The following is a 15,707-nucleotide window of genomic DNA, read 5'->3' on the forward strand; positions in this document are numbered from 1 at the left end:
AAAAACTAATTCCTCCATTAATATTTTTATTAATTACGATTCTAATATTTTTGATAGAAATAATTTTTTCTAATTTATAAAGTTTAATATTATTAATAATTGATAAGTTACAACAACTAATTATTTCAAATAAGTTATTACCATAGTTTTATATAATTTGATATTTTGCTATCAAAGGATATAAGATTATCCTTTTTAAAAATAACATAAACAATTATTAAAAGCAATAAGTATAATTTTCAAAACAAAAAAAGAAAAAAAAGAAAATTTTTGAATTTTCTTTTATGAAATCACCCATATTGCCCTTACGTTTTAAGGCTTTCCTAGGTTAGACAATACATCTTCAATATTACTGTTATAACCTAGAATTTTATTTTTAAATTAATACTTATTAAATTATAGATAAAAAAGTATTTTATTTAAGATTGAATTTAGTTTTAAAAGCTCTATTTTTAAAATAATTTTTAAATTGAAACTGATAATAAAGAATACTAAAACTAATGATTATAATTACACTAAATAAAATTATTGGCGTTAAAATTCAAATAAGTGGTTCTTGTAAAAGATGTTGTTCATCAAACATTAAACCAATAAATAATGTTGGCAAGTAACTAAAAATTACCCCAAAAAAACTCAATAAAATTGTTTGATAAAAAATATGTCAATATATTTTACTTTTTTGATAACCTAGTTTTCTTAATAGTTGATATTCTGTCCGATTACTAATTATAAAAATTCATAAATAATTAATAGCAATAACAACTGCATAAACACCCATTACATAAAGCAGAACTGTTCCTAAAAATTCTAACGCATGTTTAAAGACAATTAATTGCTCATGATTATTACTTGGCTCATTAACAACTGTAGGGGTAGAACCAATCCTAAGACCATATAATGAATATATTAAGAAAAAAATAATAATGATTGTTACTAAAATAATTTGAAATAGTTTATTTAAAGCATTATAAAACTCTTTAATAGCATTTTGAAAATATACGCTCTTTTTACTTATTTGAGTAAGTCCTAATAAAATTAGCCTTATAATGTCTTTACCAACTAAACTAAATCCAATAATCATAAATAACCCACCAAATAAAAAAGTAGCACCATCTAATCTTGCATTAGAATAATAAATCCCAAAAGCAGAACTAAGGAAGAGACAACCTAATATAATTTTTACTCATCAAATTTTTTTGTTATCTTTATTCTTATTGTTTATTTTTGTAATACTAATTGTTTTTACTTTTAAAGTTGCTAAATATAAAAGAGTATTAACCATTATTGTTCCAATAATAACATATCCAACAATTAATCCTGGATTTTGATATAAAACAAAATTAGAATCAACAATTTCTTTTTGAATCAATATTTTAATAAAATAATTCGCACATGGAAAAGATAATCCAAAAGCTAGAATTAAAATTGGCAACAAAAAAATAATATTTTCTAAAAAAACTATTCATCGAATTTTACTAATACGAAAACCTAAAATTCTTAAGTTCATGTATTGTTCTAATTTTAAATTAAAATTTAACTTTAAAATTGTTTTAATTATTAATAACGATATTAAAGTAACTAAACCAAAATAAATGATAAAAAACAACGTTGTATTTGTTGTATTAGGTTTTGCACTATTAATAAAGCTAGCTATTAATAAGTTTAAAAATGTGCCAATAAATAATGCTCCAATAAAAAGAGTACAATAAGTTCCCAATGATATATACCAATTTTTCTTAAATTGATAAATAGTAAATTTAAACATTCTTAAATAATGCTTTCATTTTATTTTCAATTTCAGTAAGTTCCATTTGCTGATGAATTGATTCAATTTGCTGGTTATCAATAAAAATAATTCGATTTGAATATTGAGCAACATATGGATCATGCGTAACAATAATTAATGTTTTTTGAAAATGTTTAACATTATTAATTAATTCTTTTAAAATCTGATCTCTAGTAATTAAATCTAACGCTCCTGTTGGTTCATCAGCAAAAATAAAATTATTATTGCCAATTAAAGCCCGAGCAATTGCCACACGTTGTTTTTGCCCACCACTTAAATAATTAATTTTTAAATTTTTTACTTGTTCTAAATTCAAGGATTTTATTAAATAATCTAACTTGTTATTATCAATCTTTTGTTTATTAATTCTTTGGGTAATTAAAATATTTTCTTTAATTGTTAAATAATCAATTAATTTATAATCTTGAAAAATGTATGAAATATTTTCTGCCCGAAATTTTGTTAATTTAGGTTCTTTTAAGGTAGTAAGATTTACCCCATTGATTTCAATCAAGCCACTTGATGGTTTATCAAGCCCTGACATTAAATTCAATAACGTAGTTTTCCCAGAACCACTAAAACCCATAATTGAAATAATTTCTTGGTTATTAATCTCAAGATTAATGGTATTTAAAATATTATTTTTACTAACATTTTTTATCACTATTGCTTGTGTCATTCTTTCACCCTTTCTAAAAATATTAGTTATTTTAAAAAGTTGGTGGTGATAACACCTTTTTAATTTTTAATTTTTTTAAGATATTTTGAATTGCAATGATGCGTAATAATAATCATTGACGACTTTGGTGTTGATTAAAAGATTTTACTTCAAAAACAGAACTAATAGTTTTAGAATCAGCAATTAATAATCATTTGATCACAAGGTTTTGTAAAAGAATAATGTCTAAATAATTTTTAAATAAAATATAAAAACCTAAAATAAATAAAAATTCATGAAATTGTTTAAAGGTAAAAATTATAAAAGCAATTTGTAGAATAAACATTCATAATGTTAATATTAAAGGAAAAATAAACCAAGCACTAACTAATATTGCTTTTTTACTAAATTTTTTGTACAGTCATGCTAAAACTAATGCTAATAAAAACCATGGTACTAACATAGAAAAAAATGGCAACATTAAAAAATATCAACATAAAAATATTAAATATAATGTTGGTAATAACTTTAAATTAAATTGTTGAAACAGCTGACGATAGTTTATTAGTAATTCCCTCACTTTTATTTAATGATAACTTAATTTTTAATTTTTAACAAGTTAACATTAATTTTGCTTATTCACCGCTTTACTACTAGCAACTATTGTTAAACCAGTCGCAACAACAGTTCCGCACCTAAAATTGAGATTGAACTAAAAATAGAAATAATTTTTTCTAACTTATAAAGTTTAATATTATTAATAATTGATAAGTTATAACAACTAATTATTTCAAATAAGTTATTACTATAAATTTTATATCCTTTGATAGTTTTGCTATCAAAGGATATAAAATTATCCATTTTAAAAATAACATAAAATAACTATCAAAAGCAATAAAAATTTCTAACACCTTCTTCTCGTCACGACTAAACATGAGAATACTCCATTCATAATTCATAACTTTTGGTTGCTGTAATCTCGAAATTTTCGAAACTTGTGAAAAGTAAGGTAACTTGCGCACGAACACCTTCTTGGCCATTAGAATCACACGGTGTTGGTCCTAAATACTGGTAATCAAGCGTATTTACTTGAAATTGTTTATCTTGATAAAGCCATAAATCTTCTTCGATTCCTTGATTACTAAAAAGATTAGTATAGTATTTTGACAAAAATCCTAATACTGTGTCATCATTATTTTTTGTAAAAGCTTTTTTATCATCTTCTGTTGTTCATTTTGCAAAAGGGTGATTTGGTAAATGGCCATTATTTTCAAAACCAGGATATTTTTTTGCTCATAGAAAACTTCCTCAGCTTTCTAAATAATCTAAATAAATCGTTAATCATCGTTGTTCATCATATTGTTTTGTTTCAGTAAATTGCAATACTAAGTTATCTTGAATAAAATTAAAGTTATTTTTCAAACTAGTAATTTTGAGTTGAAATTTTAAAGAATAAAGCGTATTTAATTGATAGCTATTAAAATGGGTTAAATTCTTAATTTCAAAGTTATATTCACTTGGCAAATAAGAAAAGTAGTTCCGAATTTTTTGTCCTAAATTTTGATCTAACAAACTCTTGAACATATTATCGGTACGATCAGCAGTCATTCGCGCTTTATCCATTTCGCTTTGAAATCGGGCATCCTTAAAGAAAAAATCACCTTTATATTTAAAAGTATTATATTTTGTAAAAAATAATGTTAAATTTTCATAATTCAATGGGACTTTCCGGATTGTCATATGATAATGAGACAACAACAAAAGCAATTGCTACAGAAGTTGGGATTACTAGTTATTATGCTAATGTTTCACCATTAGCAAAAGCAACGATTGTTGAATCCATTCAAGAAACAGGGCAAGTAACAGCATATGTTGGTGATGGAATTAATGATTTAGTGGCGTTGAAACAAGCTGATTTTGCAATTGCGATGGGACAAGGGAGTGAAGTAGCAATTCAAAATAGTGATATTACAATTATTAAACCAAATATTTTTAATATTTATAAGGTTTTTGTATTAACAAAATTAACACGGCGCTTAATTTGATGAAACTTCTTTTGAGCTTTTAGTTATAACTTAATTACTATTCCCTTAGCAATGTTAGGCATTATTCCGCCCCTAATTGGAGCAATTGTGATGGGTGCTAGTCAGTTGTTAGTCTTGTTAAATTCATTAGTTTTTAATAATTTCAAAGTTAAATTTAAGTAAAAAGGTATTTTTTAATACCTTTTTCATTTTTATTGTGTAATTTGATTTAAAATTTTTTTCAGCAAAAAATTATCTTTTTTAATATTTTTTGTGTTATTTTTAATATGAGATATATTACGATATATCATTAATAAATAATGTATCAAATCGAATGTAAATAATTAAGAAATTTTAATCATTAATAAAATAATAAAAAAGAACAAATAATAAAGAACAATCAAAACGAAAGGATACGAATCATATGCGGAAATTTTTGTTGTTGCTAAGTGTGGCAACGCTTTTCACGGCCCCAGTATTAGGGATAGTTAGTTGTAAAGAAACTTATCACCACTAATCATATGCGTTGTAATATGTTTTTTTGTGAACTTGCCTATCGTTGATGCAGCATCAGGACGAACCGTATCGGTTAAAACAAGCACATTAGTAATTGTTTGATTAATTACTAACGCAATTAAAATTGGATTAGGCGCTGATAAAGCAGCAACTTGTGGGGCTAACAAATTTTGAAAATCTTTTTTAACTGCCGTGTGATAACTCATTGCTTGATAAACATTGTTGTTATACACCCCATATAATCCAAGACCCGCTTCTTCCTTAAATTGTTGAAAAATAATTTCGCCTTGCTCAGAACGAAAGAAATTTACAATACTTTTTGCAATTGGATGCGCCGATAACTTTTCTAAATGATAAATGTACTTGCTATTAACCTGATCACCTAAAAACTGGTGCACTGTTAATTCCCCCGTTGTGATGGTTCCGGTTTTATCAAATGCAATCGCATCAATTTTATTAATTTTTTCAAAGGCATTAGTGTTGTTAAAAATAACACCTTCTTTTAGTGCTTTACCAAAACCAACCGCAACAGCTAAGGGGGTTGCTAACCCTAGTGCACAAGGACAACTAATAACAATGACGGTAATAGCAATATCAAGGCCTTTGGCAACATCACCTTTGTGAAAAATAAAATACTGACACAAAAAAGTGACAAGCGCAACAATTAGAATCAAGGGGGTAAATCATTTTGCAATTTGATCAGCAATCCGTTGAATGCGGGGTTTTTGGCTTTGAATTTCATCCACTTTCTGTAAAATATTGGCCAAAACAGTATCTTTCCCAACTTTTGTTGCTTGAAGATAAAACGGCTCACCCATATTCACAGTACCACCAATGACCTCCGTTCCAAGTTCTTTGACAATAATATTGCTTTCTCCAGTTAGCATTGCTTCATTGACATAACCTGTTCCTTGTTGGATAATTCCATCAACGGGGATTTTTTCCCCCTTCTTAATTAATAAAATGTCCCCAACATTAACCTCTTTTGTATTTATAACTGTTACCTTTTGTTTAACATCAACACGGTTAGCCTCTTCAACTTGTAAGGTAATTACCCCTTCAATTCCAGCTGTCACTTTACGTTGAACACTAGTATTAATAATATTTCCTAATAGCATAATCATAATAATTGTTCCAGCAGTTTCAAATAATAGCATATAACTACTATGACTAGCAATTAAATAAATACTATAACCATACGATAGTAATGTTCCCAAACCAATTAAGGTATTCATTCCCAACAAATGTCACCGGAAAATTTCATTAAACATATTAATATAATAACGACGACCACAATAAAGTAAAATAATGGTCGCAAAAGTTAATTGTAATCATTGGTTATGTAAAATAGTTAAACTAGGAATCATTCCTAGCAATAACGGAATATCTAAAATAATTGCAATAATTAATTCATACAAATCACGAATTTGTCGAGTTGTTAATTTGGTCTTCTGTTGTTTTTGCATATGAATAAACCTAATTACAACTGTTCAGTTGCAACTTCATCAAAATCATAACCAGCTTTTTTAATCTGTTGCAAAACTGCTTCTTTTGAAACAAGCGTTTCATCATAAGTAATTTTAACAGTTCGTGTTACAACCCCAATTTGAAATTCAATGTGAGGGATTTTTTTTAATTTCTTTTCAATTGCCATTGCACAACTACTACATGTAAGTTCAGGCACATGAATTTTAACAAGAGTCATTATTATCATCTCCACTTCTAATATCTTAATTCTAGCACTGCTAAAAAATAAACCAAGTAGTTACTTTAAAGTAACTACTTGGTCTTCTTTGTAAAATGATAATATAAGTCATTAATTCGTTTTTCATAAACACTATGTAATTTAGGGTGATAATAAACTGTTCCTAGCATTTCTTTGGGCGAGTATTGTTGAGCAACATAATCATTGGGAAAATCATGGGGGTATTGATATCCAATCCCATTCCCTAATTTAACTGCTGAAGCATAACTATTATCACGCAAATGATGCGGAATTGGATAGATTTTCCCTTGCAAAACATCTTCATAAGCTTGGTCAGTTGCTAAATAAGCACTATTCGATTTCTCACTTAAACACATTTCAATAATTGCTAAACCCAACGGAATGCGCCCTTCGGGTAAGCCAATTTGACGAAAAGTATCAATCGCTGTTTTAACATGCATTGGAATGGCAGGATTAGCTAATCCAATATCTTCATAAGCAATAATTAACATTCGTCGTAATAAAGCTTCATGATCACCACTTGCTAATAACCGTGCAAAATAATGTAACGCAGCATCAACATCACTCCCACGAATTGCTTTTTGTAAGGCCGACTTTAAATCATGGTGTTCATCACCATCGGCAAAATTAATTAAGTTTGCTGTGGGGGCAATACTTGTAATAATTTCTGCCGTAATTTCTTCGTCCGGATATAAATTTAAACATAATTCTAAAATATTAATTGCTATTCGTAAATCACCACTTGCTAATTGACATATTAAAACTAATGCTTCTGCTGTAATTGCCAATGCTAATTTTTTAGTTGCAATTAACTTTTTTAATCCCGTTAACATTTCATCAACAGTAATTCGTTCTAATTTAATAATATTTGCCCGCGAGCGCAACGCGGGATTGATGACAAAATAAGGATTCTCTGTTGTACAAGCAAACATAATTAAATGTCCACTTTCTAAATATTGTAATAAAATATCTTGTCGGTCTTTATTCATCCGATGAACTTCTTCTACAATAATAATAAAACGATCAATATTCTGAGCTCTTTTAATAATATTTTCTAAATCTTGTTTTTTATCAATTTCAGCATTAAAAACAGCATATTCTAATTGTAAGTCATTAGCCAAAGCTCGAGCAATACTACTTTTCCCAACACCAGGGTCACCATAAAAAATTAATGAACTAGCATAGTTATATTTCAACATCCGAGAAATAAGACCATTTTGATCATTAATAATATGGCTTTGCCCAATAATATCAGCAATTGTTGTTGGGCGTAATACGAACGCTAATGGTTGTTGCATTAATTTTCACTCCTATTTTTTAAATCATAACATAAAAAAACTGATAATAAATCAGTTTTATTGCATCCCAATTGCTTCAAAAGCAACGGTTAAGGCCTCATGAATTTTTTGACAAGATTTATTAAATTGCTCTTGTTCTTCATTATTAATATGCAATTTAATAATTCGTTCTCATCCATTATTACTAATTACTGCTGGAACACCAGTATAAATTCCCCTCTGACCATATTCACCATTCAAGTATGCCCCAATTAAGATTGCCTGGTTCTCGCCACGAATAATAATGCGGGCAATGTGGGCTAAAACAACACCAATGCCATAACAAGTTGACTTTTTCTTTTCAATAATTTTATACGCCATATTAATAGCATCAGCTTGAAAAGTTTTTAAATCTTCAACTGTTAAACGTCCTTCTTCAGTATAATCACTAATTCGTTTCCCCAAAATTGAAGCACAACTTCAGGCCACCATTGCGGAATCACCATGTTCACCCATAATATAAGCATGCACAGAGCTAGGATGAACGTTTAACTTCTTTCCAACCAACCCGCGTAAACGAGCAGAATCCAAACTAGTTCCTGATCCTAAAACTGTGTGTGACTCAAACCCCGTTACTTTTTGATAAACAGTCGTTAAAATATCAACTGGATTCGAGGCAATTAATGAAATACCATTAAAACCAGAGGCTTTAATTGCTAATGCAACTTCTTGAATAATTTTTGCATTATCAGCAACCATTTCTAACCTTGTTTCGCCTTCTTTTTGCGGACGTCCCGCAGTTACAACAACCATATCAGCGTCAACACAGTCCTCATAAGTTCCGGCCTTAACACTATAAAATGGTCGTTCTAAGAGAGCATTACAATTATCTAGATCCAAGGCATGGCCTTCTGCTCATTCATAATTAATGTCAATTAAAACATATTCTTGTGCTAAACCTTGGTTAATTGCAGCATAAAGAAATGATGTTCCTACCGAACCACAACCAACTAAAACAATTTTACGATTTTTCATTACTAAATGTTACCTAATAATAATTAATAATCTAATTCTTTTGTTTTTTGGTGTTCTTGACGAATAATGTCATAAATATCTGATTCAAATTTTTTTGTTCCGTTAATAACCGCTAATAATGGTTGTTCACCAATTTTAGCTGGTAATTGTAATGTTTCTTCAAAATAATGGTCAATTCCTTTGATTAAACCACCACCACCACAGATGGTAATTCCATTTCGGAAAATATCCCCTGCTAATTCTGGTGGTGTTTCTTCTAAGACTTGGACGGCTAAATCAATAATCCGCGAAACTGGAACTTTTAATACTTCACGAACTTCTTCTGGCGTTAATTCAATTTCACGTGGTAACCCTGAAACAACATCTCGTCCATACACTTTCATTTTTCGTTCATCACCATATTTTGCTAATGAACCAATTTCAATTTTAATCATTTCTGCTGTTTTAATTCCAATTTCTAAACCATATTGTGAACGAACATATTTTAAAATTTCATCATTTAAGTAGTTTCCAGCAACTTTTACTGACTTCGATAACACAATATCTCCTGAAGCAAGAACAGCAATATCAGTGGTTCCTCCACCCATATCAATCACTAAATTTCCAAAAGGTTTGTAAATATCAACCCCGCCACCTAAAGCAGCCATTTTAACTTCTTCTTCAACAAAAACTCTTGTTGCTCCTAAATTCATTGCAATTTTCTTTAACGCATTTTTTTCTAATTCCGTAATTACTGACGGACAAGCTAATAACATAATTGAATTAGCTAATTGCTTATTAATTCGTAAACGATTAAAAATATATTTTAATTGAGCTTCCGTTGCACGAATATCGGTAATAACCCCATCGACCATTGGCCGCACAATTCTAATTGTTTTATTTCCTTTCCCAATCATCTTATATGCTTCATTTCCAACAGCAATAATTCGATTTTCTTTAATTTTATAAGCCACAATTGATGGTTCATTATAAACAATTCCACTTCCTGATATGTAGACCAAGGTATAAGCTGTTCCTAAATCCATTGATACAAAAGTTGGCTTTTTATTATTAAACATCGCCATATCCAATCCTCCTTAATAGTAATTATATGCTTTTTTTAAAATAAAAACAATAATTAACAATAATGTTCGTGGAATTCCATTAATATTTTTGGATTAATTTATAATAAATTAATATATCCATTATATGTTAAGAAAAATATGTGTAGTAAATTATTAACGATAAAATATAATATAATAATTTTATTATTTAAATTTACTACTTTCTAATCAAAATTAAAATAACATAGAACATTTAAAAATATTTTAATTATAAATATTTATTCTACTATTATTATCTAAACTAAAAAGATTATGAATTTGTGATTGCTCAATATCTATTTTTCCTAAAGTTGGATCTAAAATCAAATATTTAAAATTCTCAAATTTTTGTGCCGCCTTAATACCATATATAACAACATAATGGCGCATATACCCTGACCAAGGATATTTCCCATGAATAGCTAAAGCAACAGGGAAATTATGCGATAAACTATACTTAATATTTTGATAAAATATTTTTTGTTCTTCAATAGTACCACCAAAATTTTGTTGTATTCTCTTATTAATATAACGCGGTTTTTTAGGGGTTGCTAATTGATTCAGACTGTTAACCATATCTTCGGGATAAGTTCCATGATAATGTTCAGTATACAATTGGGCTGATAATTCTCGTTGTGAAATAATTGTATTGGTAAAATAGTCCACAATCATTTGCAAGGTAGCTGGACCACATCAATAATTTGTTTCTTGATAAAACAAATTTACTTGTAATGAAATAGACTTATCAATTGTTGCTTTATTAATATCATATTTAACTAATATTTTTCCCCTATAAGGACTTTTATCTTTTGCGACAATTATTGCCTCTCATTGCGTAATATTTATGATCTTAATATTATTAATATTTAAATTACTATATTTATTCTTTAATTTATTTTTTATGTCACTTTCAGCTGGAAGATGTGCGCCATTTGTCTTAATTGTTCCTAAATCATTTTCAGTAATCATTGACCGTAATGAAACAGGATAACTTAATACACGTGGAGTTAATTTTATGTTGCGATTTCCATATGCACAACATAATATATACATCATAAAACTTAAAAGAAAAAGAACAATAAAAATTAAATTAATATTTAGTACTCATCATTTTCTTGTCTTTTTTTTCATATGCTTTTTCTTAAAAATCACACATAATTTAATTTAAATTTAATTGATATGATGAGCCCCTCAGAATTACTTTTTGATAAATATTTTCTAATTTATTTTTAGTATTCTTGTTATTTTGTTTGTTACAAGATACAACATTTGGAATAGTTGTACCCGCTAATGTTATTCCACCTAAAATAGTTAATAATTTTTGCATTTTTTAAATAGTTCCTCTCCAATTCTTAATAGTATAATCTAAATTAAACTATTAGTAATATCTTATAAAAAAAATAAAAAAGCAAAAAGAGATTAAATTTTTATCAAATTATTTGCAAAATATTATTAAAATTTAGCAATTAATTTGATGAAATCATTTTTAATCATTAGCAATAACAATATAATGGCAAACAAAAGGACATTAGTTAAGATACTCGGAAATGGATTTCATACAGCATAAGATTTTTGAACACTAGAAAGATATATCTCATCTAATCAAAAATCATTTTCGAAAATGAAGCAATCAAATTATCTTTCTAATATGATTAATTTTTTAACCTTTTGTTAAATCTATGTGACAATATCCCGTTGGATTTTTTTCTAAATACTTTTGATGATATTCTTCTGCTAAAACATATAACGATAACGGTCGGATTTCTGTAGCAATTGGTTTCTGATAATATTTTGCAATTTCATCTCGTGATTTAAGAATAATTGGTTGTGCTCATGTTTCATCTGCTTGATCATAATAAATTCCTGTTCGATATTGCGAACCAACATCATTGCCCTGTTGGTTGACTAAAGTTGGGTCAATGATTTGTCAGTACTTAGTTAATAATTGTGCCAATGAAATAATTGTTTCATCAAAAGTAATTTGACAAGCTTCCACAAATCCCGTTTCATTTTGACATAACTCATCATATGTCACTGTTGGTTGATGACCATTGGCATAACCAACCGTTGTTGTAATAATTCCCGGCTGACGATCGAAATAAGCCTGTGTTCCTCAAAAACAACCCGCTGCTAATGTAATTGTTCGTTTCATTTTTGTTCCTTCCTTTTTTATTTGTTTATAAATAATATCATAAAAAAAGAACTATCTCTGATAGTTCTTTGCTTTTATTAAAATAAGTTTAATAAAAATTTTTAAGATTATTTTTTCAATGGTTTTACTGCAGCACCATGATAAGCATCTAAATAAATTTGTTTAATATCACTAATTAATGGAATTCGTGGGTTTGCTGGCGTACATTGATCATCAAAGGCATCTTGTGCCATTTTATCAACAACGGCCAAGAATTCTTTTTCATTAATGGCAATGTTAAATTTTGTAAAGTAATCTTTAAATGAAGCTGGAATTTCAACATCTTTTGATAAAGCTTGAACATTCGCAATTAATTTATCAACTAATTCAGTATCACTACTTCCTTTGACTCCACAATATTTTGCAATTTGTGCATAACGTTCTAAAGCATTCGCAACTGTATATTGTGAAAAGTAAGTTTGTTTTCCGCCATCTAAAATTGTGGCAGCATTATAACGAATAACATATGGTAATAAAATTGAATTTGCTGAACCATGGATAACACCAAACTCTCCCCCAATTTTATGCGACATTGAGTGAACTAATCCTAAAAACGCATTAGCAAAAGCCATTCCTGCTTGCGTTGCTGCATCAGCCATTTTGCATCTTGCTTTAACAGCTGTTTGCCCATTATGATAAGCATCTGGTAAATATTCAAAAATTGTTTTAATTCCTTGTAAAGCATATGGATCAGTATAATCTGTTGCTAATACTGAAACATATGATTCAAATAAATGTGTTAAGGCATCCAATGCTGGAGCATTAGTTCCCCCCTTTGGAACTGTCAATGTTAATTCTGGATCAACAATTGCCATATCTGGTGTTAAAGCATAATCTGCTAATGGATACTTAATATGTGTTTTATCATCTGTAATAACAGAAAATGGTGTTACTTCTGATCCTGTTCCTGATGTTGTTGGAATACATACTAAACGAATCGATTTATCAATGATTGGGAATTTAACAATACGTTTACGAATATCATTAAAAGTCATTGCTAAATCAGCAAATTTAACATCTGGATGTTGATACATTAATCAAATCATTTTTGCAGCATCCATTGCACTACCTCCACCAATGGCAATAACAACATCTGGTTTTGAGTTTTGCATTGATTTAACACCACGTGTTGTGGTCGCAAACGTTGGGTTTGGTTCAACATCGGCAAAAACATCATATTTAATGCCTAAATCTTCTAACACACTTGTTACGCGTGTTCCATATAATTGGTTAATCATTGGATCGGTTACAATAAAGGCTTTTTTGCTTTTTCATTCTTTTAAATCTTGTAACGCGATTGGTAAACAACCAAATTTATGATAAATTCGTTCTGGTAATCTCATTCATTGCATATTTTCTCTCCTCATTGCGACAGTTTTAGTATTTAATAAGTGTTTTGGTTCAATATTTGTTGAAGTTGAATTTCCTCCCCAACTACCACATCCTAAGGTAAATGATGGCGCTAAATAGAAATTATACATATCACCAACTGCTCCTAAACTTGCTGGCATATTAACAACCATTCTTCCGGCATTACATTGATCACGTCATAACGCAATTTCAGTTTTACCTTTAACCTCATCAGTTCATAAACTAGCAGTATGTCCTGGTCCCATTGTTAACAACTCTTTTGCCATTGTTAACGCATGATCAAAATCTTTTGCTTTATATAATGAAACATAAGTTGACAATTTTTCATGAGCCAATGGTTCATCATAACTTGTTTTTTCTGCTACACACAAAATTAATTTTGTATTTTCAGGAATTGTAACTCCAGCTAATTTTGCGATTGTTTGTGGTGTTTGTCCTACTAAAGTTGCATTTAAAACTCCATATTTACCTTCTTTAAACATTGCTTTACGGATTTTATCTAAATCTTCTTTTTTGGTCATTACATAACCATTTTTAGCTTCAAACAGTTTAACCACTTGATCATAAACTTTTTCCACCACAATTACTGCATTTTCAGTTGCACAAATAACCCCATTATCAAAAGTATTTGATTGAATAATTGATGATGTTGCGGTATTTAAATCAGCTAATTCGGTAATAATTGCTGGACAGTTTCCAGCTCCAACCCCAATTGCTGGTTTCCCTGATGAATAAGCTGATTTAACCATTCCTGGCCCACCAGTTGCTAATATTAAATCAGCTGCTTGCATTAAATCAGTTGTATCTTGAATTTGAGCATCTTCAACTCAGGCAATAATATCTTTTGGTGCCCCGGCTGCTACTGCGGCATCTAAAATAATTTTGGCAGCTTTAATGGTACAATCTTTCGCCCCTGGGTGTGGTGAAATAATAATTCCATTTCTTGTTTTTAATGCTAACATTGTTTTAAAAATGGCTGTTGCAGTTGGATTAGTTGTTGGAATAACCGCTGCAATAATTCCAACTGGTTCATATACTAATTGGTATCCTAACCCAACATTTTCTTCATAAACCCCCACTGTTTTACTATCACGATACTTGTTATAAACATATTCTGCAGCATAATGGTTTTTAATAATTTTATCTTCAATAATTCCCATATTTGTTTCATGAACAGCATCAATTGCTAATTCAATTCGAGCTTTGTTTGCAGCAACTGCTGCTGCATAGAAGATTTTATCAACTTGTTCTTGTGAAAAAGTAGCAAAGACTTTTTGAGCTACGCCGACTTTCTCAATTAATCCTTGAATTTTTTTATTTTCCATAACTTTAAATTTACTCCTTTTTTCTTTCTCTATTTATATTTATACTATATTTTTACTTTTTTACCATTGTTTTACTAATAAAATTACCAAAAATTTTCATAAAAAATATTAAAATCTTAATTTTTACGATATTACTATTGAAAAAAATAAAAAATTCCAGTTCTTTTTAGTTATTCGTTATAATTAATACAAGGAGGCAAACAATGCAAAAAGACAAAATTTTACTCGTTTCTCATCCAAATGATGAAGAACAAAGAAAAACATTTTTAACTAAATACCAAGCAACCTTTGATTTTATCTGCCCAACGTTGCCCGAAATTAATAATGGTTTATTTACTGATGAAATGTTAATTAAACATATTGAAACAACAATTATTTCCGATACCAAAGCAGCAATCATTCTTATTGGTAGTGAAACATGAAAACAAAAAATCGTAGATTGAGTAATTGCTGGAATATTAAATCAGCAAAAAGGTTTATTTGGAATTATTCTTAGTACCAACAATAACTTTGGTTTTAGCAAAAAACTAACTGATCCAAATACAATTCCGCTCCGTCTAATGACAAATGTCAAAAATAAATATGCCGAATTGTATAATTGAAACATTATTAATATGGATTTAACCCAGTGAGTTAATAATGCTTATCATAATGCTCAAACTCATAAGCATAACAATCAGGCGGCTTTATTTCGTCAGAACCAATAAAAAAATCAC

The 15,707-nt window shown here is 28.8% G+C and carries 15 protein-coding genes; 2 read left to right on the top strand and 13 right to left on the bottom strand.

Annotation, left to right across the window (positions count from 1 at the left end; all coding sequences use genetic code 4):
• Positions 1-415: 415 nt before the first annotated feature.
• From E7Y35_RS01970 to E7Y35_RS01985, 4 genes are all read right to left on the bottom strand, one after another.
• Positions 416-1,765, bottom strand: a complete 1,350-nt coding sequence (locus E7Y35_RS01970; protein WP_283272669.1) for an FtsX-like permease family protein — start codon at positions 1,763-1,765, stop codon at positions 416-418.
• Positions 1,758-2,465: an ABC transporter ATP-binding protein gene (locus E7Y35_RS01975; RefSeq protein ID WP_283272670.1), complete on the bottom strand. Its 708-nt coding sequence runs from the start codon at positions 2,463-2,465 to the stop codon at positions 1,758-1,760. Before E7Y35_RS01975 ends, E7Y35_RS01970 begins: the two co-directional genes overlap by 8 nt.
• Positions 2,466-2,496: 31 nt before the next feature.
• The gene (locus tag E7Y35_RS01980) at positions 2,497-2,925 is read right to left on the bottom strand and encodes a hypothetical protein (RefSeq protein ID WP_283272671.1); all 429 of its coding nucleotides are present in this window, start codon (positions 2,923-2,925) and stop codon (positions 2,497-2,499) included.
• 446 nt (positions 2,926-3,371) lie between these two features.
• On the bottom strand, positions 3,372-4,163 hold the full coding sequence (locus E7Y35_RS01985; protein ID WP_283272672.1) for a translocator protein: 792 nt from the start codon (positions 4,161-4,163) through the stop codon (positions 3,372-3,374).
• Between the two features lie 14 nt (positions 4,164-4,177).
• On the opposite strand from E7Y35_RS01985, the gene E7Y35_RS01990 reads away from it, so the two are divergent.
• Positions 4,178-4,651, top strand: a complete 474-nt coding sequence (locus tag E7Y35_RS01990) for an HAD-IC family P-type ATPase (RefSeq protein WP_283272673.1) — start codon at positions 4,178-4,180, stop codon at positions 4,649-4,651.
• Between the two features lie 305 nt (positions 4,652-4,956).
• Here the strand turns inward: E7Y35_RS01990 and E7Y35_RS01995 are convergent, their stop codons facing one another.
• The 9 genes from E7Y35_RS01995 to adhE form a co-directional block, all read right to left on the bottom strand.
• On the bottom strand, positions 4,957-6,450 hold the full coding sequence (locus E7Y35_RS01995) for a heavy metal translocating P-type ATPase (protein WP_283272674.1): 1,494 nt from the start codon (positions 6,448-6,450) through the stop codon (positions 4,957-4,959).
• A 14-nt stretch (positions 6,451-6,464) separates the two neighbouring features.
• Positions 6,465-6,689: a heavy-metal-associated domain-containing protein gene (locus E7Y35_RS02000; RefSeq protein WP_283272675.1), complete on the bottom strand. Its 225-nt coding sequence runs from the start codon at positions 6,687-6,689 to the stop codon at positions 6,465-6,467.
• Between the two features lie 74 nt (positions 6,690-6,763).
• Positions 6,764-8,008: a replication-associated recombination protein A gene (locus E7Y35_RS02005; RefSeq protein WP_283272676.1), complete on the bottom strand. Its 1,245-nt coding sequence runs from the start codon at positions 8,006-8,008 to the stop codon at positions 6,764-6,766.
• A gap of 57 nt (positions 8,009-8,065) precedes the next feature.
• On the bottom strand, positions 8,066-9,022 hold the full coding sequence (locus E7Y35_RS02010) for an L-lactate dehydrogenase (RefSeq protein WP_283272677.1): 957 nt from the start codon (positions 9,020-9,022) through the stop codon (positions 8,066-8,068).
• Between the two features lie 23 nt (positions 9,023-9,045).
• Positions 9,046-10,086, bottom strand: a complete 1,041-nt coding sequence (locus tag E7Y35_RS02015) for a rod shape-determining protein (protein ID WP_283272678.1) — start codon at positions 10,084-10,086, stop codon at positions 9,046-9,048.
• A 243-nt stretch (positions 10,087-10,329) separates the two neighbouring features.
• Positions 10,330-11,235, bottom strand: coding sequence for a C39 family peptidase (locus E7Y35_RS02020; RefSeq protein ID WP_283272679.1), 906 nt, complete (start codon positions 11,233-11,235; stop codon positions 10,330-10,332).
• 28 nt (positions 11,236-11,263) lie between these two features.
• Positions 11,264-11,431 carry a lipoprotein gene (locus tag E7Y35_RS02025; RefSeq protein ID WP_283272680.1) on the bottom strand — a complete coding sequence of 56 codons (168 nt, stop codon included), beginning with the start codon at positions 11,429-11,431 and terminating at the stop codon, positions 11,264-11,266.
• A gap of 333 nt (positions 11,432-11,764) precedes the next feature.
• On the bottom strand, positions 11,765-12,256 hold the full coding sequence (msrA, locus tag E7Y35_RS02030) for a peptide-methionine (S)-S-oxide reductase MsrA (protein ID WP_283272681.1): 492 nt from the start codon (positions 12,254-12,256) through the stop codon (positions 11,765-11,767).
• 107 nt (positions 12,257-12,363) lie between these two features.
• Entirely contained in the window at positions 12,364-15,024 is a 2,661-nt protein-coding gene (gene adhE, locus E7Y35_RS02035) for a bifunctional acetaldehyde-CoA/alcohol dehydrogenase (RefSeq protein ID WP_502957514.1), read from the bottom strand.
• 170 nt (positions 15,025-15,194) lie between these two features.
• Between adhE and E7Y35_RS02040 the strand changes: the two genes are divergently transcribed.
• Entirely contained in the window at positions 15,195-15,698 is a 504-nt protein-coding gene (locus E7Y35_RS02040) for a TIR domain-containing protein (protein WP_283272683.1), read from the top strand.
• Positions 15,699-15,707 lie beyond the last annotated feature (9 nt).

Origin of the sequence: Spiroplasma sp. SV19 (assembly GCF_030060925.1) — a bacterium.
GTDB lineage: Bacteria > Bacillota_I > Bacilli_A > Mycoplasmatales > Mycoplasmataceae > Spiroplasma.